The sequence below is a fragment of the Niastella sp. sgz303648 genome (assembly GCF_059587045.1).
The window spans coordinates 75,417-102,197 of sequence record NZ_JCAPSW010000009.1; the positions used below are offsets into that span (position 1 = coordinate 75,417).

Here is a 26,781-nt window from a genome sequence, read left to right on the forward strand (position 1 = left end):
TGATAAAATGACAATATACATTCAATTCGTTTTAATAAATCTTATCCAATGGCGCATCCTGTTCCATCAATAGATATATTAAAAAGTTTAGTGCAGTCGGCTGGCAACGCTATTCTCGAAATTTACAATGATGTCAATTTAAATAGCCGGGTGACACTGAAAAAGGATGCTTCTCCTTTAACCCTTGCCGATCAGGCATCACATGATATCCTTGTTCGGGGCTTGCATGAAATTTCACCCGATATTCCGATACTTTCTGAAGAAGGCCTTTCTATTTCTTACGAAACGAGAAGGAACTGGGATTATTTCTGGTGCGTAGATCCCCTCGATGGCACTAAAGAGTTCCTTAAACGGAATGGAGAATTTGCTATTAATGTAGCCCTGATCCATAAAACAACCCCGGTGCTGGGCATCATTTATATACCCGTTTTACAAACTTTTTATTATGGTTCCCGGGAAACCGGAGCCTGGAAAATAACAAGCGGTAATCGCCCCGTGCATTTACAAACGGATAGTTCTGCCAAAGAATGGATTGCTGTTAAAAGCAGGTCAGCGGAAGGCGCAGATATAGATATTTCCGGAACGCCTTATCCGGTCACCAGCCAGATTGCGGTAGGCAGTTCCCTGAAATTCTGTCTTATTGCAGAAGGGAAGGCTCATTTTTATTTTCGAAACGGTCCTACAATGGAATGGGACACTGCTGCGGGACATGCGATCATAACGCACAGTGGGGGTGTTTTTACTACACCTGCCGGTGAAGAGTTCCTCTACAACAAGCAATCTCTTGTAAACGGGCCATTTATTTGCAGGGTTGATCGGCCCTCCTAATATTAAACCAGTTCATGAAAATGTTAAACCTGCTAACGGGAAATCCTTATTTGAATCTTTTACGGCTTTCGTGGAAATATGCCCGTAAAGAAAGGCTGCTGTTTGTATACATATATAGCGCATTTATTATTGGTAATATCATTCTTTCAATACTTCCGTTATTATATGGCTGGTTTATTAACGCCATTCAACAGGATGGCATAAAGGTGTTGAAGTATGCCTGGGCGTATGTTTTAGCGTATATCGGACTTAACTTGTTAAAGTGGGCTTTCAACGGTCCCGCCAGGATAAAGGAAAGGTATCTGGCATTTAACATTGGACGCAATTTTCTTTTGGAAAACTATCATCAGGCAATCAATCTAAACCTGAAATGGCATAAAGACAATCACAGCGGGGCATTGATTAGTAAGATGCGCAAGGCTAATGAAAGCTTAAAGAACTTCTTCCAAACCGGGTTCATATACTTTCATGCCATGACAAGGTTTGTATTTTCTGCAGTGGCCATATTATATTTTTCACCTGTAAGCGGATTGGTAGCCCTTCTTATAGGGGTAGTAGCTATTTTTTTAATCATGAAATTCGATAAACCGCTAATCGGTTATTTAAAAAAAACAAATGAAGGAGAGCATTTTGTATCATCGGCCTTGTTTGATAGTTTATCGAACATTAACACGGTAATTACGTTGCGGCGTGAAAAACAGATGGAACATACCCTCGCAGAGCGCGTACAAATGGTTTTCACTTCATTTAAGAAAACTGCCATATTATCGGAATGGAAATGGTTTACAGCCGATATACTTGTTGCCCTGATTTACGGAATAGTTACTTTGGGCTATATAATGGCTCACTGGCAACCGGGAAAAACCATTTCTGTAGGAGGTATTGTTACCCTGCTGGCTTATGTAACGCAATTCACCAATATATTTTATGAATTTGCCTGGCAGTACAGCCAGATTGTAAAGTATAATGTTGATGTAAAAGGGGTAGATCAGATGAGGGCTGACTATTACCGCCACTTTAAAAAGGGATGCAATCAGGTATTGCCTGAAAAATGGCACTCAATAACCCTTAATAATCTGTCTTTTTCTCATACAGAAACCGGGCAGGATAAAGTTTTCAGAATACAGGATGTTTCCCTCGCGATAAGCCGCGGAAAGAAAATTGCCATTATAGGAGAAAGCGGTAGTGGGAAAAGTACATTGTTAAGCCTGTTACGCGGCTTGTACGAATTAGACAATAAACCGGAGATCATCGTTGATGGAAAAAGACATGATTCTATACATTTAATTAGCGGCAGCGTGGCGCTGTTTCCCCAGGACCCGGAAATTTTTGAAAATACGATCAGGTATAATATTACGCTCGGGTTGAATTTTGATGATGAATACCTGTGGCGCATATGCGAGCTATGTCATCTTGCAGAATTTGTAAAGCAATTACCGGATAAACTTGATACAAACATCAATGAAAAAGGCGTAAATCTGTCTGGTGGGCAAAAGCAAAGACTTGCCCTGGCGCGGGGTCTTTTGGCAGCCCAAACCAGTTCGATAGTGCTTATGGACGAACCGACCAGCAGCGTAGACTCAATGAACGAATTGCAGATATATAAAAAGATATTTACGGAATTTAATGATAAAACCATTATTTCTTCGCTGCACAGGTTGTACCTGTTGCCACTTTTCGATCATATATATATAATGGATAAAGGCGTTCTTATTGCCGAAGGAAGTTTCGAATATCTGAAAAATACCAGCAAAGCCTTTCAGGAGCGATGGGAACACCAGCAAAAAGAGCCTTTTCTAAACTAAACAAAATGATAAAACCATCGATGGAAACCATGCATTCAATAAATAAATTGCCATTTGGAATAGATCCGCTGTATGATGTTAAGCATATTTTAAAAGGATATAAAATACAAACGATCATTGATGTTGGTGCTAATATCGGACAATCTGCTGCATCGTTTATCAAACACTTCCCTGATTCAATCATTCACTGCATTGAACCAATTGTCACTACCTTTAAAGAACTGCAGTCAAATACAAAACAATATCCAAATGTGAGCTGCCATAATATAGCTTTCGGCCAAACAGCCGCCATACAGGAAATAAAGATACCCGCCAATGAAAAAACAACGAGGATTTCTTTGAAGGGTATGGATATGGAAGCTGATTCCGGGTACACTGTTCAATCTGTGACCATACAAACATTGGCAAATTTTTGCCGCGAAGTAAACATGCCTCATATAGATTATCTGAAGATAGATACAGAAGGATATGATCTGGAGGTGTTGAAAGGAGGGGAGGAATTGCTGGCAACACATTCAATTGGACTAATAGAGGTAGAGGCAGGTATGTACCCTGAAAATAAATTGCACGTTAACCTGTTCGATATAACATCATACCTCGAAAACAGGCAATATTATTTATTCGGCATTTATGAGCAATCGCAGGAGTGGAAACACAACAAACCCGTGTTACGAAGAAGTAACCTGCTTTTTATTTCCCTACGATTGGCAGAAAATATAAAAAACAATAATTCGAGGTTTAATAGGGTAGATATGTGTAATATTCATGAAATCTACTGAGCATACAACTGCTACTTTGTCATCGTCGACTTCTTTTTGGTTCCATCCTTAATCCATTGCCTGCTTACGCAAGCAATTCCTTTGCTTTTTCTGTAATCAGGGACGCAATTTTTCCCTTAAATAGAGCTACCGCAAAAGGCAGGTCTGATTCAAGGTGCACTTCATTCTCCTTCACCTGTATAGTGCCCGCAATATTAAAACCTTTGGCCGAAAAACTGAAACTGCCGTTATTCCCATCCCAATTTTCCTGTACATTAGTAACTGTATCTTTTTGCTCTTCCTGTAAGCGGCTCAGCAATTGCTTAATGCGACTCAATGCCTCTTCCTGTGTCTGTGAATGAGGAATGTTCAAAGATAACTTCGACATATTTATATTGATTGATAATCTATTGCCGGCCTTCGGGGGCCAGTTGTTAATTATTTACCCTTTATCTGCTATACAAAGATATAGCGGATACAAATGTATAGCATATGCAATTTAGTTTTGTGCTTAATCTTCAAAATGTAGGTGACGCTGCCTGATGGCGGAATGTCGTATACAGGTTTACGTGTAGATCGTAAAAGATTAGTAGGTTTTTGGAGAATTCAGTTGTTTTTTAAATTAGTTTCAAAGCTAAAATCAGTTGTTCGAATTAATTAATGTAATCCGGGCCAATTGTTTTAAAAAATACAAATCAGACAAGGAAATATAACTAACTATTACTAATAACTTATAATTTCCCGTAAATAAATTTATTGTCTTTTTTACAATGATCCTTTATTTTTAATAAACTTGTGATCTGAACACAATAAACGTCAATTTCTAAAGAATCCCATATATTAAACAACGGTTCTGAGTCGTGAGCTTCGGTTTAGATATAAAACACGGGCATGAATCATCGTATCGACAGTAGCGTATTTTCTGCATTTCGTGAAGGAGATAACAATGCCTTTAATATTGTATTCAATTGCTATTACCGGCCGCTATACTATTTTACAAGAAAGCTCATCGATAATAAAGAGGAAGCTGAAGAAATTACCCTCAATTCTTTTCTGAAATTGTTCCAGCGCTGTGCCCTGATTGATACTATAGACAGCCTTAAGGCCTTTTTATATATAACGGCCAGAAATAATTGTTTCGACTACTTTCGGGCAAATAAGGTTTTGCGGATAAAGCAAAAAGAATTTGCCGCTAAAATGGAAAATGAAAAATTCCTTCAATTTGAATACGATATAAAAGATAAGCTGATTGAAATGGTGCGGAAAGCCGTCATCGACCTGCCTTCTGAATGCCGCAAAATTTTTGAAATGTTATATTATGAAGACCTGACACCGGCTGAGGTGGCTGAAATTCTTCAAATATCCGTTAGTACGGTGTATAATCAGAAAAGCCGCGCCCTGCAACTGCTTCGAATCGCCCTGGCCGATCATCCGTTGGCGATAGCCTTCTTGTCTTTCACCACTGTTTATCTTCAGAATGTACAGTTTATACATTATAAAGTATTGGCTAAGTAAATTTCTTAAAACTTTTTTTATTTTTTTAGAGAAACCCATTCGCCATTTCGTTTCCAATTCAGTTGGTTTAATGGTAAAACGATCATTGTCCTGCCCGGTTTGAAATGATTAACGGAAAAAAATCAGGGATCATAGCAACTCTCCTTGGGATACAAACCGGCAGGGCAGTGGTCAATATCACAGCATTCGGTAGTCAGCGCCAACGGGAATGTGCGTGACTTATTATTTGTATTAAACACTATTTAATCATCGCCCGACAAAGATGGAAACCCCTGTTTGATATGGAAAATTCCACGGTAATTGCGACTATCATATTTAAGTATATACGCCAGGACATAACGGCGGAGGAAAACGATCTTTTGCAGGATTGGATACATCTGTCTGCCGAAAACCGGCTGTTCTTTGAAGAGTGTATACAACCAGGTTATTTGTTTTCAGAAGCACAGGAAAGGCAAAGGTACGACCAGGAGATTAATATAGATGAATTATGGAGCCGACTGACAACCACTGGCATTCCAGCCAGGTCTTACCAGTTCAGAACAACAACCGCACGGCGTCGCTTGTACGCCGTTGCGGTGTTGCTAATCATTGCAATAACCGGCGGGTTATATATATGGTTACAATACACCCCAAAAGAGGGGCAACACGCAATGCCTGCGATAGTGAAACGGAACGGGAACGATCTTTCGCCGGGAATTAATAATGCAACACTTTCCCTGGCCAACGGATCGGAAATAATACTCGACAGCTCACATAAAGGCATACTTGCTGTGGAGGGAAAAACGAAGGTGCTTAGAAACTCAAATGGTATAATAGAATACAGTTCCACTGATAATGATCATCAGGCAGTATATAATAAACTTACTGTTCCCCGGGGAGGTGATGTGGTGCAGGTTACACTGGCAGACGGAACAAAAGTATGGCTGAATGCGGCATCCTCTCTTCGTTACCCGGTGGCATTCGATACCCGCGAACGGAAAGTGGAGGTTACCGGTGAAGCATATTTTGAAGTAACGCACAACCCGGCCATTCCGTTTAAAGTAATAAAGGGAAATATCGAGGTGGCCGTGCTGGGCACACATTTTAACGTAAATGCCTACGATGAAGAAGAACAATTAAAAGTTACCTTATTACAGGGTGCTGTAACGGTGTCGGCTGCTAATAACGGAGGTTCGGGAAATAAAACCCTTGCGCCCGGTCAACAGGCTGTTGTAACCAGGAAAAACGAAATCACTGTAAGCCGTAATGCAAATGAACAGGTGGTTATGGCGTGGAAAAACGGGTTGTTTTATTTCGATAATACAAATATTGATGTCATCATTCGTGAAATGAAAAGGTGGTATGATGTTTCAATAGAATATGATCCGGCTTTAAAAAATCTTGCTTTTAACGGACAGATCTCAAGGTACAGCAATGCGGCTAAGGTATTGAAGTTATTGGCAACTACCCAGTCGATACATTACCGTATTGATGGCAGAAAGATATATTTAACACCTTAAATGAAAAACCAATATGCGAAAAACGATTGCTATGCTTTTTCTATTATTAACTTCCCGTAGTGGCTATTCGCAGGACCCTGTGCATTGGGCATTCAAATCACAAAAAATGAGCAATGAGGTATATGAAATGCATTTCATTGCCCGCATTGATCAACCCTGGCATATTTATTCAATGGCAAATGCCGATGTTTCAGGCGTGGCCACTACATTGAATTATAGCAAAAACCCATTGGTGCAATTAAGTGAACCCATCCATGAAAAAGGGAATTTAGTTACCGGTACAGACCAGCAAACCGGCATTGAGCTCAGGTACTACGAAAAGTTTGTAGAGTTTATACAGGTAGTGAAAGTTAAATCCAATGCAAAAACTAAAATTTCCGGTAGTATAATTTATGTGGCATGTACAGAAACACGTTGCTTACCACCTGCTTCTGCTGATTTTCATTTTGTACTTAACTAATTTGATCGCTTTCGATATAATCCCGGCTTAAATGTTTGTCGTGTGAGATTCCTGTGCAATTGCTCAACTAAATAGCTGAGCAACGTTATAAATCTAATATTGATAAACTATTCAAACCTACACCATGCGACTAATTGCTATTGACAAAAACCTGCCTGTAACTTTTTCCTATCTAATGAAAACAGGCCTTTCTCAAAATTACTTACGAGCGGGTAGCCGCCGCAGTATGCAACACCTGGCAAAAACTATGAAGTTAACCGCTTTTCTCATTCTTTGTTCCTGCTTACAGGTGCTGGCAAAAGGGAACGGAGAAAAAATATCATTGACAGAAAAAAATGCGCCTATTGAAAAAATCTTCAACGAAATAAGAAAACAAACCGGTTACCAGTTTTTATATACTACAAAGATCATTGAAAATGCCAGGAAGGTAACAATAACGGTAAAAGAGGCCAACCTGGAAGATGTATTGAGCCGTTGTTTCAATGAGCAACCTTTTTATTATGAAATAGTCGACAATACGATTGTTATAAAACCACGGCCGGTTGACCCCAATACCGTTAAAGACCTTATAGATATTAAAGGCCGTATTGTAAACGAAAAAGGCGAACCCATTGCCGGCGCCAGTATTGCTGTAAAAGGAACCCCCGCCAGGGTATTGACCAATGCCAATGGCGAATTTACTATTCCGGGAATGAATGAAGATGCGGTACTGCTAATATCGCATGTTCAATATGAAGATGCCAGCATTCATGTAAAAGGCAATGGGCCGGTGCATGCGGTATTACAAATACGGTTTGGTTCATTAGATGAACTGCAGGTGATCGCCTATGGTACGGTGAGCAAACGGTTAAATTCAGGCGATGTAACTTCTGTTAAAGGGAAAGATCTTTTTAAACAGCCGGTTAATAATCCGTTGCAGGCATTGCAGGGCCGTGTACCCGGCCTTTTAATTACCCAGCAAACAGGTGTAACGGGTGGCGGTTTTAATGTATTGATACGGGGAAGAAACAGCATTACCAATGGCAATGATCCCCTGTATGTTATCGATGGGGTGCCTTATGCGGCACAACTGGTGCCCGGCGATGGCTCCATTTCAACGTTCCAGGCTTTTGGCAAAACTATTCCCAGCCCTTTGAACTTTCTGAACATAGCCGACATTGAGTCGATCGATGTTTTAAAAGATGCTGATGCTACAGCTATCTATGGCACCCGCGCAGCTAATGGCGTTATTCTTATTACAACAAGAAAAGGAAGGGCGGGTAAAACGGTAGTTGATGTAAATGCGTATTCAGGAGTGGCCAATGTGGCGCATATGATGAAGCTGTTGAATACCGATCAATACCTCCAATACCGGAATGAAGCCTTTGCCAATGATGGCGCTACGCCAGGCGCCCTCGATCATGATGTAAATGGCCCGTGGGATAAAACCCGTTATACCGACTGGCAAAAGAAGCTGATAGGCGGAAATGCCCGTATCAGCGATGCGCAGGCGAGTGTTTCGGGCGGAAATGCCGATGTACAGTATATGATCAATGGCGGTTACCACAAAGAAACCACGATGTATCCCGGCAATTTTGGCAACAACAAAGCATCGCTGCATTTTAACATCAATAGCGCTTCGGCTAACAAAAAATTCAAAGTGCAGCTTTCGGGAAGCTATGTTTCGGGCTTTAATCATCTTCCGTATGGTGATTTTATGACCGAAATAAAAATGTATCCCGATGCGCCCGAAGTGTATGATGTGAATGGTAACCTGAACTGGGCCAATAATACCTGGAACAATCCCTATGCGCGCATGCAGGTGGCGTCTAAAGCATATTCAAAAAACCTGTTAGGCAACAGCACACTTAGCTATGAACTATTGCCCGGCCTGGAAATTAAAACCAGCCTGGGTTATTCGAACCTGCAGTATAACGATGTGCAGGCCATGCCTACCACCTTGTTCAGACCGAACCAGAATACAACAACCGGTAGTTCGGCTTTTGCCTTCAATACCCTGCAATCCTGGCTCATTGAACCGCAGTTAAAATATAAGTTTACCCTGTCTGATGGCAAATTCGATATATTGGTGGGCAGTACCATCCAACAAAACCAGGCCGATGGAAATACGATAACAGCAACCGGCTATACCGATAATAGTTTGCTCGAAAGCCTGGCTGCCGCATCCTCAATAAACAAGGGAAATGCTATTGTTAATAGCAAGTATAAATACAATGCCGTTTTCGCACGCCTGAATTATAACTGGCAGGATAAATATATTATCAATCTTACGGGCCGGCGCGACGGTTCAAGCCGATTCGGTCCTGAAAAGCAATTCAACAATTTTGCCGCGGCAGGCGTAGCCTGGATTTTCTCAAATGAAGATTTTGTGATGAATGCATTACCGGCGCTTAGTTTTGGAAAGATCCGCGCCAGCTATGGTACTACCGGTAGCGACCAGGTAGGGGACTACCGGTTTCTGGATACTTATACTTTTAATAATTTTGCTGTTCCTTACCAGGGAACGCAGGGGCTGTATCCTTCCAACCTGTTTAATCCCGAACTTGCCTGGGAGGTTAATAAAAAGGCGGAAGCAGGCCTGGAAATCGGGTTGTTAAAGGATAAAATTTTTGTTACCGCAAGTTATTTCCGTAACCGCTCAGGAAACCAGCTGGTGGCGATGCCATTACCTGATATTACCGGGTTTAATAATATTAATGCGAATTTACCCGCCACCGTTCAGAACGCAGGATGGGAATTTTTGGCCAGAACATATAATGTTAAAACAAGAAGCTTCAGTTGGGTAACCAGCATCAACTATACCAGGCAGCAAAACAAGTTGATCGCATTTCCTAACCTCGACAAATCAACGTATTCAAGGCTGGTAGTGATTGGTGAACCCATATCGGTTATACAGGCATATCATTCGGCAGGTGTAAATCCTCAAACAGGTTTATATTCTTTTCGGGCAGCAGACGGGAGTATTACTTCGGCTCCCAATACCATCACGAATGTCGACAGATATATAAGGCTGAACCCCGATCCGCAGTTCTTTGGTGGTTTTCAGAATACGTTCACCTTTAAAAATTTTGATATTGACTTTTTCTTCCTGTTTGTAAAACAAATTGCGCCGAACCCATTATTTCTGAACGCCAGCCAACCGGGTTTATTCAGCCGGTTTACGCCGTTGAACTGGCCGGTGGAAATCATGAATAACAGGTGGCAAAAACCGGGCGATGAAGCTTCTGTTCAGAAATTTACCAGAATTACGGGCGCTGCATCAGATGCGTATTCTGCCGCAGTTCAAAGTGATAAGGCATATGTAGACGGTTCGTATTTACGGTTAAAAAACATATCCGTTTCTTACCGGTTGCCCGACGCATGGGTTAATAAAATGCATTGTCAACATGCGCGTATTTATTTACAAGGTCAGAATGTATTTACAATTACCAGCTATAAAGGAATGGATCCCGAAGCGCAGAATATTTCGGCCCTGCCGCCATTGCGGGTATTCACAGGTGGCATACAGGTTAGTTTGTAAAACCATCCTTTAATTAAAAACCAGAAAAATGAAACAATTAAAATCGATATATCTGTTTATTTTACTTTTTGTATCACTTATTGCAGGATGCCGGAAAATGGTAGAAGTTGATCCACCTATAACGAACCCTACCAGTACTTCGTTATATACCAGTGATGCCAAAGCCGCTTCGGTGCTTACCAGTATATACGCACGCATGAGTGGAAATGCGACAAGCTTTGCACAAGGCCAGAATGGTATTAGTTTGTTCGCAGGTTTATCTGCCGATGAATTTGAAACAGATCAAACTGTTGGTAGCACTTTCATGGATGTGTATACCAATTCCTCGTCGGTAAAGTTGTCTCAGATATGGAAGGATTTGTATCAATACATTTATGTTGCCAACGCAGCCCTTGAGGGAATAGAAAAATCGCCCGGAGGCATAACCGACTCGGTGAAGAACCAGTTGACCGGCGAAGCGAAATTCATGAGGGCCTTTCTGTATTTTTATGCGATTAACTTATATGGGGATGCACCTTTAATTACCAGCACCGATTACAGGGCAAATGCATTGACCAGCCGTACACCAAAACAACAGGTTTACCAGCAGATTGTTGCTGATTTAAAAGATGCTGAAAATTTGTTGGGCGCTAATTATGTAACACCCACCGGTGCGGTAACACCAGAGAGGGTACGGCCAAATAAATACACGGCTGCTGCTTTACTGGCCCGGGCATACCTGTTTACAGGTGATTGGCAAAATGCTGAAGCCGAAGCTACCAAAGTGATCAATAACACCACTATGTACAGCCTGATCACCGATCCCGACAAAGCATTTCTGAAAAACAATAAAGAGGCGCTGTGGCAATTGCAACCGGTATTGAGCGGCTATAATTCATTCGATGGTTATGTTTTTATTCGCACGGTGAAGCCAAATTTCAACGAACCGGTTTCGTTAAGAGCTGCTTTCCTGGATAATTTTGAACCGGGCGATAAAAGAAGGCAAACCTGGGTCGATTCTATCACCCTCAATTCCGTTAAATATTATTTTCCTTCTAAGTATAACGTAAAAGGGGGAGTGCCTTCAACACCGGTAACCGAATACCCCACTGTTATGCGGCTGGCTGAAGTGTTTTTAATTCGTGCCGAAGCAAGGGCGCAGCAAAATAATGTAAGCGATGCGCAGGCCGATCTGAATGTTATAAGAGCACGCGCCACTTTGGGAGCAACTACTGCCAGTGACCAGGCATCTCTGTTACAGGCTGTTGAACACGAACGCCAGGTGGAATTGTTTACAGAATGGGGCCATCGTTGGCTCGATTTAAAAAGAACCGGAAGGGTAGATGCGGTTATGTCGGTTGTAACCCCGTTAAAAGGCGGCACCTGGAATACGAATATGCAACTGTATCCTGTACCCTCTAATGAAATATTATTAAACCCTAATCTGGCGCCCCAAAACCCTGGCTACAATTAATCCCCTCCGTCAGAGCCATGAACCCTGGTTGAGCCTAATCAATCGGGGTTCTCTTTCAACAAATGTATAGAATGAAAAACAGACCACTTTTTTGGCTTGCTGTTATTCTGTTGCACACTTCAATAAAAGCACAGGTAGCCAAACCCGTAACCATTTCGGGTAGGGTATGTTCCGATAAAGACAGCATAAAGTTATTGGCCTGGTTTGCCAAAGATATTATTACCGGGGCGGGCGGGGAAAGTGAAAAAATTATTATACCGGTCAACAAAAACGGAACGTTTTCATTTTCCACACCACCCATTACAGGTATTGCCAGGCTATCGCTGCATGATGCCTATACAGGTAATAAATTATTCAGCCAGGAAGAACAGTTTATTGCGCCCGGCGACCAGGTACAATTATTTGCAAACATTCACGACCAGGGCGAACCTTATTACTTTAAAGCCGTTTTTTTTGGAAAAGAAGCAGCCCGCTATGAATGCGTACAGGCCCTTAAACAAATCAACACCGATATCTTCGATCAGGCAACCGCAACCGGAGATATTATTAAGTTGTACGATTCGCTGTTAAGCAGTAAGCAGAAGATATTAAACAATTTCATGGACCGGTTAAGCAGTAAAGATTATAACCTGTTGCTTACAGATATTACAGGCGACCTGAAGGCCCATGCCATAACAACTGTTTGCGGGTTCGGATTCGGATCTTATATGTATCAAACAAACGGCATGGATGAGTTGAAAGCTAAAAAAGATAAGTTTGACCGGTTAATGGCTCATTTCAAAGATACGGCCGGCATTAGCGACATAACCGCGCTTTCTATTACTTACAGAAAATACCTGTATCAAAAAACGCGCGCTGAAGTGGCTTTTGAAAATAACGGCGAACCCATCAGCCTGAGATCATTCTTTCAAAAATTATCTCAGCAATATAGCGGGTTGATGCGTGAAAAGCTGCTGGCCATGTTGTTGCTGAATTTTTCAGAAAACTATTTCTTTTTTGGCGGCATCGATCCCGATGAACACCTGCAATGCCTTCAGGATGCCAATGCAATAATCCGTACCCATGAATTAAAAGGAAAATTCAAAGCTTATATGAACGGACTGGCAAAAGGAGCCACTGCCTATAATTTCACGCTTCCTGTTGACTCGTCGCAAACAAAGAAGTTAAGTTTGACAGACCTGAAAGGAAAAGTGGTTTTGCTGGATATATGGGCCTACCAGTGTACCGGTTGTATGGTATTTACGCAAACCTTTCACCGGAAAGTATATCCTTTATTTAAAGACAATCCCGATTTTGCTGTATTGAGCATTATGCTGGGCGAAAGTTCAAAAGATGCCTACATGCGCAGGTTGCGCAGTGAAGGAGGCATGGTATATACCTACCCGGATTATACCAATTTGTTTGGTGGTAAAGGTGTTGCATCGGGCCGGCAAATGCAGGAAAGTTATAATGTAACAGGGTTTCCTACTATACTCTTATTAGATAAACAGGGTAAAATATATTCATCGACTCTGCCGGTCATTTATGGCGATCCGCGAAATAAGGAGCTGGAAAAAAATGTATCAAAACTAACAGAACTGATCAAAAAGGCATTGGCTGAACGTTAAGTAATATTGAATACCGAATGTCGAATATCGAATATTGAATGTTGAAGTAAAAACCAATTCCTGTATTTACCCTTCAACATTCAAAATTTAACATTCATTATTCAATATTTATTACAGTTGTATATTAGTGTTAGATCAAAAACTGTTTATGAAAAAAGGTTTCGGTATTATATTTTTTATTCATTTCTCCTTCACCTTACTCGCGCAAAAACCGCCATTGACCATCGAAGCCATTAAAAACTGGCCCGATATTACCGATGAAAAGATCAGTAACGATGGTAAGTTCGTGATTTACTATCTTGAAAAAGGCGATGCGCCTGATACGCTGGTAATTCAAGGGATTGATCAAAGATGGATAGAAAAAATACCGGAGGCAAAAAATGCGGTGATCACCGAAAACAGCCGGTTGGTTGTTTATCAAAAAAGCGACAGCCTTTTTATATATGATGTTCAAAAGCGCAGCCCCACGCTTATTGCCCCTAAAATACTTTCTTTTAAAGTGCCGGCAGCCGCAAATGGAAAATGGCTGGCCTGGCAGGAAGCATCTTCTGAAAAGAAATTGATACTATATGATTGGCAGCAGAACAAGACCCACCTGTTTGAGCAGGTTGACTATTATCAGTTTTCAGGCAATGGCGATGTATTGTTGTTGCGCTGTAATTCAGGCAATGCGAAAGAAAATATGGCTATAATAAAATGGATTGATTTAGCCGATGGCAAAGCGCTCACCATAATGGAAGGCGTGCATAATGCGCGCAATTTTGTTTTTGATGATGTGGCCGCACAACTGGTTTTTATAACAGATACCCCGGGAAACAATATGATCAATACAACCCTGCAATACTACTGCAGGGGCATGGACCATGCGATTGCCCGGGTAAAAGACAATGCCCCCGGTATGGACAGCAATTATACTGTTGCCGGCAGCAACCTGAAATTTTCTCCCGATGGTGAAAAAATTATATTTTCTATCAAAAAGAAAATAAATACACCCGGAAAGGGACAAAAGAATATGCCCGATGTAAATATCTGGCATTATGATGATGATTTTTTGCAAAGTGAACAGCAGGCTATGGTAAGTCAGGCTGCCAACAGAATATATACAGCGGTTGTAGCAAAAAACACCGACAGCATTGTTCAGTTAGACCAGGAAAAAGACGAACCTTTTGTTGAGCTGGCCGGGAATGGAAACGGTGATGTGGCTTTGATCAAACAAAATATAAGTTATTTCTCCGGCAAATGGAAAGCGGCTACCATGCCTGCCTATTATACTGTAGACCTTAAAAGTGGCCGGCGCAAACTGGTTGTTACGGGCTGGGATATAAGCATTAATATTTCGCCTTCAGGTAAGTATATCATCTGGTATGATCCGGCAAAGCAGCATTATTTCAGTTACCATACCGATACCGGGGAAGTGAAAAATATAACTGCTCAACCGGACCTTTCATGGTTGCCAAAAATTCAGCCAATGAGGATGGAGCCATTTATTCCTTTTGGTATAGCAGGTTGGCTGCCTAACGACAGGGCGGTTCTATTGTATGACCAGTTTGACATCTGGAAAATTGATCTCACCGGAAAATATCCTCCTTTTAATGTAACCAACGGGTATGGCCAACGGCACCATATAATGTTAAGGGTTTGGAATACCGATAATAACGACTATGCTGCACCGGTATTTGATAACGAGGCGGTGCTATTGGTGGCTTTTGATATGGAAAGTAAGAACAATGGTTTTTTTAAAAAAAATATTAATGAAGCCGGTGACCCGGTGAAGCTTTCCCTTGATCCCTGTTTATATTATGCTAATAACCGGTTTAATCTTCAGTTCCTTACAAAATACCCCATACTAAAGGCAAAAAATACTGCGGCGTATATTCTCAGGCGAATGAACAGTACTGAATATCCTAATCTTTGCTTTACCCGTGATTTTAAAACATTCAACGTTTTATCAAACGAAAGCCCGCAGCGAAATTATAACTGGCTGACAACGGAACTGATTGCCTGGAAGCAATCCGATGGCACATTGAACCAGGGCATATTATACAAGCCCGAAAATTTTGATACGCTGAAGAAATACCCGGTAATTTTTTATTTCTATGAACAGCTATCGCACCGGCTGAACCAGTTTCTACAACCTGAATACAGTAACGGCACTATTAACATTCCCTGGTTTGTTAGTAATGGTTACCTGGTTTACACCCCTGATATACTATACACGCCTGGTAGTCCGGGTGAAAATGTTTGTGAGTCGGTTGAATCTGCGGCCCGTTACATTGCCCGGTTTCCCTGGGTTGATACCACGAAGATGGGTTTACAGGGGCATAGTTTTGGCGGGTACGAAGTGAATTACCTTGTTTCGCATACAAACCTGTTTGCCGCGGCCCAGGAATCATCGGGCGCCTGCGATTTTATAAGTTATTATAACGGCTTTTACCGGGAGCACAGTGCCCAGTTTTATTTTGAATATGGCCAGGGAAGGGTAGGGCATACTTTATGGGAAAGCCCCAGGTTGTATTTTCAAAATTCGCCAATTTTTAATGCCGATAAAGTCACCACGCCGTTGCTGATCATGCATAACAGGGAAGATGGGGAAGTGCCCTTTCAGCAGGGAATTGAATGGTTCACGGCGCTCAGAAGACTGGGCAAAAAAGTATGGATGCTCGAATATGACAAAGAGTATCACAGTATAAATCAATTAAAAAACAAAATTGACTTTACCATCAGGGTTGACCAGTTTTTTAATCACTTTCTGAAACAGGAACCTGCTCCCAAATGGTTAACGAATGGAATACCGGCGATATCGAAAGGGATTGAATCAGGACTGGAATATCAATAACAATAAGCAAAGAGCAATAGACAATTGAAAATACTTATTCACCATTGCCTATTGCCTATTGCTTATTGCCTATGACCAGCTATTTGCCTCCATCAGTTACCCACGCGGTGCTGGTATACTGAGAAGTGCAGGTGCTATTTTTGTATAATGGAGAAAGCTTGCACGGATTGTTGGTATTATTCGCACTTTCGCAAGGGGCAGCTACGCAGGCGCTGGCGGAATTGAAATAGTAAAGATCGCCGGGCAGTTTTTTGTGGGCCCTGAACGCAAAAGCTGCTGTTATTGCAACAAACAATACCAGTACGCTGAAAATCATTTTAGTTTTTTTCATAATAATCGCTACTTTTTAAAAGCAAAAAGTAAAACTTTATAAACCGATTTATTGCCTGCACTTGTTTACTGCTTCCGTTGAAGGTGGCAGGCATCAACCTCCACGAAGCATTCGAATAATTTTATTTGCCCTGCAAGCGTTGGATGAAAAGACGCCCTTTAGCTGTTGACGATTTTGATAATCGTTTCCGCATCAACCATTCCTGTTATTATTTTTTTTAACCGGTTAGACGGAGTATAAATAAATAAGAATGGGTAAGAATTTATATTAAGTTGTTTATAGAAAAAGTATTCATAGTCCCTTCCCACGGTAATATTGTTATACCTGCTCAATTGGTAGTTGTGGCAAAAATTTTTTATGGCAGGTAACCCGAAGGGCGAGCATAGGTAGAACCTAAAGTGCTGCAATCGTTCGTAATGGGTTAAAATTTCGGCTGTTTGTTGCCGGGAAAACTGACAATCGGGGTTAAAGTACATTAATACAGTTGGCTTCCCTGGTGGTATTTGAATAGTGTTAATCACCCGTGAACTGTCGGTAAGCAATAAATTCACTGCTGGTATAGTAAGAACACGTTTATCGGGTTGGTGCGATTGAGGTGACTGGCATCCCGATAAAGCCATTATTAATATTATACATAACATGATCACACCTGGATGCTTTACAGTATTTGCTGTTCGCATAAATGATAGCTGTTTGAAGATGGTATAAATATCACACCAATACGTTTTGCTGCCGGGTGCTGCCTGTTTGATGTTTTTCGACCAGCAGGCCGGTGAATGCAAGCCCTGTAAAAAGAATATTAAAAACGAGATGGCTTTGCCAGCCGAGCCCGTTCAAAATGCCACCGCAACTGCAGGGCACGGTAGGGCTGAGATACATGATAGCGAGTACATATAGGGTAAATACGAGCATTAAACCTGTTGCCGCATAAAACCCCTTTAACTTCCATTTCGGTAATATCAGCAGCACACAAATACCTAATTCAATAGCAGGAATTACCCAGGCAATATAGGGCGACATTCCTTGTAATACAGGTGATTGGCCAATTTGCGATACAAACGTTGGGTAAACCATCAGTTTGCTAACAGCCGCGTAACCAAACAACAGTATCAATAAATTTCCTGTGATATCTGTTATGATCTTTTTTACCATATAAATCGTGGCTTATTTAACAACCACCCTAAAGATAATAGACGCCTTTATCCGTACTATCAATCACTGTATCCAATTTTGTAGCACGTTTTATCGAAAGGAATAAAAAAATCTACATTTTCTGTGCATTCCGGTAGGGTGAGTAACCGAAGCGGTTTTTAAATGCACGACTAAAACTTTGGGGGTCGCTATAGCCCAGCATGCCGGCTACCTCTTTATTGTTGTAGCGCTTATCTTCTATAAGTCGCAGGGCCAGCCGCATTTTTTCTTCAAGCGGGTGGTGTAAAACCGGATAGCCAAATATTTCTTTGAACCCTTTTTGCAGCTTGTACATGCTGATTTTAAAAGTTTCTGCCAGTTCGGGCGTAGAGACTTTTTTTTCAGATTCTTCGAGGTAGGCAGCTATGCGGTACAGGGTATTCACTTCAGGCAAATTTAACCTGGCTGATTTACCGGAAGGTCGATCGCTCATAACTGTAAGGCAGGTTCGAACTATTTTGTCAATAATCATTTCGGGCTGCAAAAGGCTTTTGTTTTCCGGGGAACCTGTTTGAATAAGTTTATCTATCCAGCGAAGCACTTCTATGGAAGCAATGCTGTTGTGATTTTTTAATTTAGCCGTTTGCCGCCGTTGGGTTTTTTGTATGAAGTCGGCAAGCAACGACGGATAATCAGACTCCAGTGAGCAAAGGTATTCTCCGGTAATAATAATGTCCATAAATCTTATTGTTTCTTCGGGCCCGAGTGTGAACTCAATGGAGTGGTGGGGGATATGCAGCAGGTTAAAATCCCGTTGATGAAAAACCTGTTTTCCGAGGTAGGGCAAATGGAAGATAAATGACTGTGCGTTGCCCATTCTTAAAGTGATCATTGGGTCGCTGACCCAGGTATACTTTTCCGTGATCTTTGATTCAAATTGATAAAACCTCGCTTTAAAAATGCCAAGGTCAAATTCAAGGAAAGAAAAATGATAATCATGGTTATTGGTAGCAACCTGCAAATGAGACCCCGGGAGTGTAAATGGCTTGCCGGAAGGGGTATTGTCTGTTGAAAATACTAATTCACCTGATCGGGATGAAAAAAGTTTATTTAGCATAGTGAAGGCTTTAAAAACTCATATAATGAATTAGTCCACTTATTCAAAGTGGCGCGCCTTTCACTGATTTATTATAGTATAGCCTTAACAGTGCAAAAATGAGTTTTTTTATAAATCCGAAAAAAATAAAAAAAATTATATAAACAAAATGGCGTATATAATAACGCAATGGCTCACTCTACCGGATGATCGCCAGACTACCTTAATGCTGCCAAAAGTATTTGTATCTTTCTATGATAATAGCCGCATATGATTGAAAGAAAGAGAGCCGGAAGCTTATCCCCGGCAGGCAGCCGTGCTGCTGCCAATCATGTTTCGGGCAATGGTATTGCATGGCCGGCCCGGATACCTCTGCAAATGAAAACGGACTATAAAGGACAAACGAAAGAAATCCCGGATATTACTGTTGAGGAAAACAATGGAGAAATAAAACTTATAAGCAGTAATCGAAAAGTAAGTGGGTCTTTAACGTATAAAATAGATAAAGCAGCAAAGGAATCGACTTTGAAAGTAGTTTCCGTTTTTCCGCAAGGGTATGGATTGGGTGCTGTATTGCTTTATCATTTTGGAAAAATTAGCAAGGATGCAGGAATGACGACCATTGCGATCGGCGCGCCGGCGCTCACGGAATATGACTTTTACAAACAGATGGGCGCTACGGTACAAAACACACCGGAAATAGAAAAACACAAGAAGGTATTGCTGGGTAAATATGAACTGATTCCGGCAGAATGGGAGGATGCCTGGCGCACCATTTCCACCGATATGGGACGTAAGGAATGGGATTCCAAAAAATATTTTCTGGGCGAAACAAACAAGCGTTTTGATAAGTTACCCGACGAAGAAAAGGCGGGCTTTATTCGTTCACTCGAAGAAAAATTACACCCGTCAGATCCGGAAGAACATAAAGCACCCGTTAAAACAAAACCGGAAATGATACATGGCTATTTTAAGAACAGTGCCGAATATGCAGCCAGTGCGTTGGGCGACGGCCTGAAGTTTCGCGATATCGATTATATGATATCGCAATGCAGTAAAAGTATGGGTAAGAAATGGGCGTAAAAATTTGAAAATGACACATCCTAAAAAGGGCTTAGGAGTATTATCGTTGATAAAGTGAAGTATGCCTGGAATAAAACAGCCCCATCCCGCCAGCGGGATGGGGCTGTTTTAAAATCATTACAGGTTACTATTCAAGCGACCTTTCCTTAACTGATCTGATGAATTGACCCTTTGCATCAAAGATCAGGTCGAGCTCATCTACTTCCGCTTCATAAATCTGGTTGCCCTGAAGGTCCTTGCTGGTAACGGCATCTGTTATTTTTTTTCCGGGATAATGTTTGGCAATGTAAGCCTGGGCATCCTTCGGTATCTCAGATGGATGAATTCTTGTTTCTGACTTAATGACTTTCCCATCCGGTGCGATAAAAATGACCGTTTCCTTTTTTAGGTAATCGAATTCTGCAACATAGTTGCCCTCTTCCTTTGCCCAGTGTTCGACTTTTGAGCCAGGATAAAGGGTTTTAAATTTTGATTTTACTGCTTCCGGAATGGATGATTCGTTCAATTTTGCCTGCGCGTAGATGCTGATCGCGAAAGCCTGCATCATTATAATACTCAAAAATAATTTTTTCATACAGTGTATTTAAGAGGGCTTTAATTATTGTTGAAATAGTTTTAATTGGTTGACCTATGTTTTACAACTCTACCCGTTTTCCTATCTCTTGAACGGCCAATTAAATAACCGGCCCCTGAACCAATCGCAGCGCCTACAACTCCGCCTACTACGCGATTATTCTTATCTATGATGGCGCCTGCTGCAGCCCCTGCGGCACCGCCGATCACAGCGTCTTTAGCGGCAGCGCTCCATCCCTTTTTGTGAGGAGTTTGTGGTTGAGTGGTGCTGGTTGCCGGCTCATTTGAAGTTGAGGAATAATTTCCATCATTAGCGCTGTTGGGAGCAGTGCCCTCATACTGTTTTTCTCTTCTCGTACTATGCGGAGAAGTATGTTTAGATGGGGCAGTGACCGTATCCCTGATCACTATGGTGTCTTTTTTACTGGCTAAGCCATTGGAAGAATCAGAGTTGCAATTAGAAAAAATGACCGAAAGCGCTAATAAGAACAAAACTAATCTCATGTTTTTTGTTTAAAGGGTTAAAATGGCTTGTTAATCAAAGATTATGCCGTGTCATGACCTGCATATGAAAAAAATAATTCAATGAATTAAATTTCAGTTATTTATAAATAATTCAAAAGCTTATTTCATTATAGCGTCATGAAAAAAGTATAAAGGAGGGGCAATCCAATTCAAACCACCATATATAATCTTGCTATTTGTAATTTAAAAAGCCCCGGGATTTTGTTTTTTACGGTAATTTGTAGCTGGTGTGAAATGTTTGATATATGGACATTATAAACCTGCCACAGGATATTTTACCGGGGGAAGGAAGCGGATCAGAAAGCATCATTTTTTATGATTATTCCCCTCCTCCGGGTCGTTATAAAGGAAAGGGTATCCTTCACAAAAATGCCATCAGCCTGGTCATTAGCGGAGAAAAGACAATGCATTTTGCTGAAAAAACTGTTTATGCCAGGGATACCGAATTTCATTTACTGTCTGCCGGTAATTGCGTGGTTTCCATGAACCTGGTGGAGAAAATACCTTTCCGCAGCATACTCATATTCTTCGATACCGGCTTATTAACCAATTTTTTTATAAAATATGCCGGTAGGGTAAATAAGATAAAGGATGCGAAAAAAATCTCTCCGGCATCTTATCTTTCGTTTACAAAAGATCCCTTTATCCGGAATTTTATCGATTCTTTACAGCTGTTGCTGCAATCAAAAGAACAATTATCGACCGAAATGCGGCTGCTGAAACTGGAAGAGTTGTGGTTATATCTGCTTGAAAAGTATTCAACCCGGCTATTATCCTTTCAACCAGCTCCTAATAAACACAGCGATGACCTGGCCATCCGGAAAGTGGTGGAAACGAATATCACCAGTAATGTCAGTATATCAGAAATGGCTTTCCTCTGCCATATGAGTATATCCACATTCAAAAGGCGGTTTATGCGGCTATACGGCAAACCTCCCAATGAATGGTTCCTGCAGGAGAGAATGAAACTGGCAAAAGAGCTGCTGCAATATCATCATGAAAAACCCGGTCAGGTATATGATAAAGTAGGCTACGAAAGTCATTCCAGCTTCAGTCAGGCTTTCCGGAAAGTATTCGGCAAAACACCCAGTGAATTTCAATTGGAATATCTGAACGATCAGCCACAATTTTTGAATGATTGACGACAGACTCCAGCCTCCACCCAATTGTAATTTTGCCGGTATAAATTTTTACCGACATGCTTTTTACTACCGAAAAAAACAAGGAGATAGTTCTACGATTCAACAGGGAAGTGATCGAACAAGGCAATATCGATTCTTTCCATGAACTGGTGTCGCCAAACGTCATTAATCATGCAGCTCCCGAAGGTATGCCTGGCGGTGCAGAAAGCATGATCCATTTCCTCATGCATGTATTACGGGTGGGCTTTCCTGATGTAAAAGCTGAGATACTGGACCAGGTAGCTGAGGGCGACAAGGTAACGACAAGAAAAGTCCTTCATGCCACCCACACGGGTGAATTCATGGGTATCCCGCCTTCAAACAGGAAAGTGGCAATCCAGGTAATAGATATCATACGCCTTCACCAGGGCAGGTATGCAGAACACTGGGGCATCAGCAACATACCGGATATCATCAGGAAATTATCGGAATAACGTGCGGCAGCCAGGAATATCCTGTGATTACAAAATGTTCATTTCATACATCGAAATATAACCGAAATTGATTTTAAGGGTGGGATGGAGGCAGGTCTGCAAACCCCTCCTAAAACCAGTCTTTTAGCCTAATTTTGCCCGAAACTTTTGATCTTGAGCGTTCCTGTGTTTTTGATTACTCCGCCTTTTACGCAGCTTAATACGCCATATCCGGCGACGGCTTACCTGAAGGGCTTCCTGAATACCAAAAATATCCATTCCTTCCAAAGCGATCTGGGTATCGAGGTAACATTGGCCCTGTTCTGCCGCGAAGGGCTGCAGGAATTGTTCGATCTTATCAACCGCTCCGGGAAACCATTGTCAGACAATGCCGCCCGCATGGTGGCCCTGCAGGACGATTATATTCATACAATCAACGATGTAATCCTTTTTTTACAGGGGCACAATCCAACCCTGGCGCACCGCATCTGCAAACGGGATTTTTTGCCCGAAGCCAGCCGTTTTGCGCAGCTGGAAGACCTGGACTGGGCTTTTGGCACTATGGGTACGCAGGACAAAGGCAAGCACTTTGCCACGATGTACCTCGAAGACCTGTCGGACATTATCAGCGAGTGTGTGGATGAGCATTTTGGTTTTAGCCGTTATGCTGAAAAACTGGGCCGCTCGGCCAACAGCTTCGACGAACTGTACAACGCCCTGCAAATGGAATATACCTTTATTGATGAATTGCTGATCAGGTTGCTGAAAGCGCACATGGAAAGGTTACAACCCAGGCTGGTAGCCATTTCTGTTCCTTTTCCCGGCAACCTGTATACTTCTCTGCGTTGCGGACAGTTTATCAAACAGCATTACCCCGAAGTAAAAGTGGCCATGGGTGGCGGTTTCGCCAATACCGAATTGCGCTCCGTCGCCGACCCGCGTGTATTCGAATTCTACGATTACATTACGCTCGATGATGGCGAAGCTCCTCTTGAACAACTGGTGCAACTGGTAGAAGGTCACCGTTCTGTTGAGGAACTGAAAAGAACTTTTATCCTTCAGGAGGGAGCCGTGCAATACATCAACAATAAAAGCTGTTCCGATTACAAACAGGCGCAGGTTGGCACACCCGATTACAGCGATTTTCTGTTGGATAAATACATCTCTGCTATTGAGGTCGTAAACCCCATGCACCGCTTGTGGAGCGATGGCCGGTGGAACAAATTAACCATGGCGCATGGCTGCTATTGGGGCAAATGCACCTTCTGCGATATTTCACTCGATTATATCAAACTCTATGAGCCGATAGCCGCCTCTTTGTTGGTAGACCGCATGGAAGAGATGATGAAACAAACCGGTCAGAATGGTTTTCACTTCGTGGATGAAGCCGCTCCACCGGCCATGATGCGTGCACTGGCGCTGGAGATTATCCGGCGCAAACTAACGTTGAGCTGGTGGGCCAATGTGCGTTTTGAAAAGAGCTTTACCCGCGACCTCTGCCTGCTGTTGAAACGTTCAGGCTGTATTGCTATTTCGGGAGGGCTCGAAGTGGCCGGCGACCGCCTGTTGGAGCTTATTCAGAAAGGCATCACGGTAGTACAGGTAGCCCAGGTAAACAAGCACTTTACCGAGGCAGGCATCATGGTACATGCTTACCTGATGTATGGTTTTCCAACACAAACCGAACAGGAAACGATCGATTCACTGGAAATGGTGCGGCAGCTATTCGCCGCCGGCATACTGCAGTCGGCCTTCTGGCATTTGTTCACTATGACGGTGCACAGTCCTATAGGAATGCAGCCTGAGAAATTCAAGGTAAAAAGAGAGTCTGCCCTAGTGGGAGCCTTTGCCAACAACGACCTCGTACACATAGACGAAACGGGCGCCGATCATGAAACGTTTGCATTTGGACTGAAGAAATCACTGTTCAACTATATGCACGGCATCGGTCTCAACGATCCGCTGCAAAAATGGTTCGACTTTAAAGTGCCTAAAACAAAAGTAGCTCCTGATTATATTCAGAAAGCCCTTGAACAGGGTATTTACACACCTGCCAAACCCACTGCCAGGATCGTATACCTGGGCAAGCCACCCGGTGTAGAACACTTCACCAAAAGTAAAAAGGGCAATAGCTGGGAAATGACCACTCTCACCTTTCAGGACATACGCGGAAAGTACAGCATCAGTGTCGACCGCGAACAAGGCAACTGGCTGGCCGAAATGCTAAAGGTACTGTCGATCAGCAACCCTGCAATGCTAACGCTGCAGGACGTGATGGACAGCTACAAAGCCGCCGGACTGGAAGATTTTGAACTCTTTTGGGACAATAAGCCAGTGAATACATTACATAAGGTTGGTTTGCTGAAGTTATAAAACAGGGCCCCAATCCAATTCTAATCAAAAGGCGGAATGTTGCCATGTGTAATGGTGCCATCAAACATACAAAGATATTATATTGCATAACATGTTATTTTGTTCGAACGGTCAGGAACATATGTTGTTTCTAAAGTATCATTTAAATTAGTAACATTTTTTTGCCCTGCAATTTTTGTTAATGAGTCAGTATCATTTGCTGAAATCGACGGATTAGTGTAGATTGTTATTGTAAACTTATCTAATGAAATTCGCTTGCCTCACCGTTTTGGTGTTACTGTTATGTGTACTGTTTTCATGCAGAAAGGATTCTAAAGATCCTGTTGACAACTCGCCGCTGCAACTCCTCAAAAAAACAACGCGCTATGAATTTAATGGGCAGATTATGACAGATTCAACGGCTTATGCGTACGATAAAGAAGGCCACCTTACCGCCACGCTGGACCCTAAAACGAACCTGCCTACCCAAAAATTCATTTATGAGGGAGATACGTTGATAGCGCTGGTCAATTTTGCAAATGGTCAAACCGATACACTCAAAAAGCCCATAAAGTTTTTTGATGGTGGTGAAACCATCTTCATCGATTTTACACGGCCGGGTTTAAGGGGAGGTATCGATACCATCCAGATTACCTATAAATGGTCGGGCAATCAATTACTGGAAGCCTGGACCTATTTGAACCTGGCTAACCCGGCGTTTAACCATCTTCAGAAAACGCTTATTTCTTATAACAGCAGCGGTAATGAATATGAGAATACGACTGTTTTCGATAATGGCACTTCACAATGGCAGTCGAGGGGCCTGGCTTATGACCAGAAGAAGAATTTTTTCAACACCACATCGAGGTTAAATTACATTTTTATGGGTTGGGGATTTCCCTATGCAACAAGATCTGTAAATAATCCTGTTAAAGGCGAACTTCCCAATGGGCAAGTAGAATATATATGGACCTATAATAACGATGGCTATCCCCTGACCATGCAGGTAAAAGGGAAGAATTACCTGGCGATGGAGTTAACGTATAATAGATAGGGGGTACAAACCTTCTATTTTCATTTTTTTCAGCTTCGGTCTTCAGAGAGGTTTTTTATTTTGCATACATTGCCTGCATTTGTTCAATATCTTCATTTATTTCCAACACGGTAGGCATTACTTCCGGAGGAATACGTAGTTCCGGATTTTCTATTGAGTGTTTGTTTGTAAGAAGCAATACGGCATAATACAATAAAGAATATTTATCCTGTAAAATTTTACCATGAGTTTCATTTGTAAATGCATTTGAAACAAGTTGCATTTGTTCCTGTATAAGCAAATTATTTAAAAACCAGTACAGGTTTTCATAATTACTATCGATGATAACCTGCCACACCCTTTCTTCAGTATTTTTAAAAACAGCATTCCATACCTCAATAACTATCAAAGATTCTATTGCTCTTGGATTAGGGTTTTGGTCCTTATACTTATTAATCAATTCAAGCGCTTCCCTTTTGTGCTGGTTGTTTTCATAGTAAAAAAGGGCCAGGTTATATAAAGCATCGATATTTCCTTTTTCAATAGCCTTAAGGTAATATTTTTCTGCTTCATTTTTTCTGCCTTCATCATCATAAAGTATGGCCAGGTTAAACAACGCATCGATATCTCCTTTTTCAATAGCCTTAAGGTAATATTTTTTTGCATCATTTTTTTTGCCTTCATCGTCATAAAGTATGGCCAGGTTAAACAACGCATCGATATTTCCTGTTTCAATAGCCTTTAAGTAATATTTTTCTGTTTCATTTTTTCTGCCTTCATCG

Annotated in this window: 22 protein-coding genes; 15 read left to right on the forward strand and 7 right to left on the reverse strand. The window is 41.7% G+C overall.

Going from position 1 to position 26,781, the window contains the following annotated elements:
- Positions 1–48 precede the first annotated feature (48 nt).
- The 3 genes from cysQ to AC59IL_RS24860 are packed head-to-tail and all read left to right on the forward strand — an operon-like array spanning position 49 to position 3,412.
- Positions 49–828, forward strand: coding sequence for a 3'(2'),5'-bisphosphate nucleotidase CysQ (cysQ, locus tag AC59IL_RS24850; protein WP_496554912.1), 780 nt, complete (start codon positions 49–51; stop codon positions 826–828).
- A 14-nt stretch (positions 829–842) separates the two neighbouring features.
- A complete protein-coding gene (locus AC59IL_RS24855) occupies positions 843–2,633 on the forward strand; it encodes an ABC transporter ATP-binding protein (protein ID WP_496554913.1) in 1,791 nt (596 codons plus the stop codon).
- A gap of 5 nt (positions 2,634–2,638) precedes the next feature.
- The gene (locus tag AC59IL_RS24860) at positions 2,639–3,412 is read left to right on the forward strand and encodes an FkbM family methyltransferase (protein WP_496554914.1); all 774 of its coding nucleotides are present in this window, start codon (positions 2,639–2,641) and stop codon (positions 3,410–3,412) included.
- Between the two features lie 64 nt (positions 3,413–3,476).
- On the opposite strand, the gene AC59IL_RS24865 is transcribed toward AC59IL_RS24860, so the two are convergent.
- Positions 3,477–3,779 (reverse strand): polyhydroxyalkanoic acid system family protein, encoded by a 303-nt coding sequence (locus tag AC59IL_RS24865; protein ID WP_496554915.1) that lies wholly within the window; start codon positions 3,777–3,779, stop codon positions 3,477–3,479.
- Positions 3,780–4,282: 503 nt separating this feature from the next.
- Between AC59IL_RS24865 and AC59IL_RS24870 the strand changes: the two genes are divergently transcribed.
- From AC59IL_RS24870 to AC59IL_RS24900, 7 genes are all read left to right on the forward strand, one after another.
- Positions 4,283–4,906: an RNA polymerase sigma factor gene (locus AC59IL_RS24870; protein WP_496554916.1), complete on the forward strand. Its 624-nt coding sequence runs from the start codon at positions 4,283–4,285 to the stop codon at positions 4,904–4,906.
- A 281-nt stretch (positions 4,907–5,187) separates the two neighbouring features.
- Complete coding sequence (locus AC59IL_RS24875) at positions 5,188–6,405, forward strand: FecR family protein (protein WP_496554917.1); 1,218 nt, start codon at positions 5,188–5,190, stop codon at positions 6,403–6,405.
- Positions 6,406–6,418: 13 nt separating this feature from the next.
- Positions 6,419–6,865 (forward strand): hypothetical protein, encoded by a 447-nt coding sequence (locus AC59IL_RS24880; RefSeq protein ID WP_496554918.1) that lies wholly within the window; start codon positions 6,419–6,421, stop codon positions 6,863–6,865.
- Positions 6,866–7,112: 247 nt separating this feature from the next.
- Positions 7,113–10,385: a SusC/RagA family TonB-linked outer membrane protein gene (locus tag AC59IL_RS24885; RefSeq protein ID WP_496554919.1), complete on the forward strand. Its 3,273-nt coding sequence runs from the start codon at positions 7,113–7,115 to the stop codon at positions 10,383–10,385.
- A 28-nt stretch (positions 10,386–10,413) separates the two neighbouring features.
- On the forward strand, positions 10,414–11,838 hold the full coding sequence (locus AC59IL_RS24890; protein ID WP_496554920.1) for a RagB/SusD family nutrient uptake outer membrane protein: 1,425 nt from the start codon (positions 10,414–10,416) through the stop codon (positions 11,836–11,838).
- A 71-nt stretch (positions 11,839–11,909) separates the two neighbouring features.
- A complete protein-coding gene (locus tag AC59IL_RS24895) occupies positions 11,910–13,445 on the forward strand; it encodes a TlpA family protein disulfide reductase (RefSeq protein WP_496554921.1) in 1,536 nt (511 codons plus the stop codon).
- Positions 13,446–13,593: 148 nt separating this feature from the next.
- Positions 13,594–16,281: a S9 family peptidase gene (locus tag AC59IL_RS24900; protein WP_496554922.1), complete on the forward strand. Its 2,688-nt coding sequence runs from the start codon at positions 13,594–13,596 to the stop codon at positions 16,279–16,281.
- 79 nt (positions 16,282–16,360) lie between these two features.
- On the opposite strand, the gene AC59IL_RS24905 is transcribed toward AC59IL_RS24900, so the two are convergent.
- From AC59IL_RS24905 to AC59IL_RS24915, 3 genes are all read right to left on the reverse strand, one after another.
- Positions 16,361–16,612: a DUF6520 family protein gene (locus AC59IL_RS24905; RefSeq protein ID WP_496554923.1), complete on the reverse strand. Its 252-nt coding sequence runs from the start codon at positions 16,610–16,612 to the stop codon at positions 16,361–16,363.
- Between the two features lie 711 nt (positions 16,613–17,323).
- Positions 17,324–17,764: a MauE/DoxX family redox-associated membrane protein gene (locus AC59IL_RS24910; RefSeq protein ID WP_496554924.1), complete on the reverse strand. Its 441-nt coding sequence runs from the start codon at positions 17,762–17,764 to the stop codon at positions 17,324–17,326.
- Positions 17,765–17,876: 112 nt separating this feature from the next.
- Positions 17,877–18,860: a helix-turn-helix domain-containing protein gene (locus AC59IL_RS24915; protein WP_496554925.1), complete on the reverse strand. Its 984-nt coding sequence runs from the start codon at positions 18,858–18,860 to the stop codon at positions 17,877–17,879.
- A gap of 249 nt (positions 18,861–19,109) precedes the next feature.
- Here AC59IL_RS24915 and AC59IL_RS24920 point away from each other — a divergent pair, with 249 nt between their 5' ends.
- Positions 19,110–19,922, forward strand: a complete 813-nt coding sequence (locus AC59IL_RS24920; RefSeq protein ID WP_496554926.1) for a hypothetical protein — start codon at positions 19,110–19,112, stop codon at positions 19,920–19,922.
- A gap of 127 nt (positions 19,923–20,049) precedes the next feature.
- Here AC59IL_RS24920 and AC59IL_RS24925 read toward each other — a convergent pair whose 3' ends face one another.
- Together AC59IL_RS24925 and AC59IL_RS24930 are read right to left on the reverse strand one after the other, a co-directional pair.
- The gene (locus AC59IL_RS24925; protein ID WP_496554927.1) at positions 20,050–20,496 is read right to left on the reverse strand and encodes a PepSY-like domain-containing protein; all 447 of its coding nucleotides are present in this window, start codon (positions 20,494–20,496) and stop codon (positions 20,050–20,052) included.
- 41 nt (positions 20,497–20,537) lie between these two features.
- The gene (locus AC59IL_RS24930) at positions 20,538–20,999 is read right to left on the reverse strand and encodes a glycine zipper domain-containing protein (RefSeq protein WP_496554928.1); all 462 of its coding nucleotides are present in this window, start codon (positions 20,997–20,999) and stop codon (positions 20,538–20,540) included.
- A 266-nt stretch (positions 21,000–21,265) separates the two neighbouring features.
- On the opposite strand from AC59IL_RS24930, the gene AC59IL_RS24935 reads away from it, so the two are divergent.
- From AC59IL_RS24935 to AC59IL_RS24950, 4 genes are all read left to right on the forward strand, one after another.
- Positions 21,266–22,162, forward strand: coding sequence for a helix-turn-helix domain-containing protein (locus tag AC59IL_RS24935; protein ID WP_496554929.1), 897 nt, complete (start codon positions 21,266–21,268; stop codon positions 22,160–22,162).
- 56 nt (positions 22,163–22,218) lie between these two features.
- Complete coding sequence (locus AC59IL_RS24940; RefSeq protein ID WP_496554930.1) at positions 22,219–22,635, forward strand: ester cyclase; 417 nt, start codon at positions 22,219–22,221, stop codon at positions 22,633–22,635.
- 153 nt (positions 22,636–22,788) lie between these two features.
- Entirely contained in the window at positions 22,789–24,987 is a 2,199-nt protein-coding gene (locus AC59IL_RS24945) for a B12-binding domain-containing radical SAM protein (RefSeq protein WP_496554931.1), read from the forward strand.
- 244 nt (positions 24,988–25,231) lie between these two features.
- Positions 25,232–26,020 carry a hypothetical protein gene (locus AC59IL_RS24950; RefSeq protein WP_496554932.1) on the forward strand — a complete coding sequence of 263 codons (789 nt, stop codon included), beginning with the start codon at positions 25,232–25,234 and terminating at the stop codon, positions 26,018–26,020.
- 55 nt (positions 26,021–26,075) lie between these two features.
- Here AC59IL_RS24950 and AC59IL_RS24955 read toward each other — a convergent pair.
- On the reverse strand, positions 26,076–26,781 hold a 706-nt coding region (locus AC59IL_RS24955), incomplete at its 5' end, for a tetratricopeptide repeat protein (RefSeq protein ID WP_496554933.1).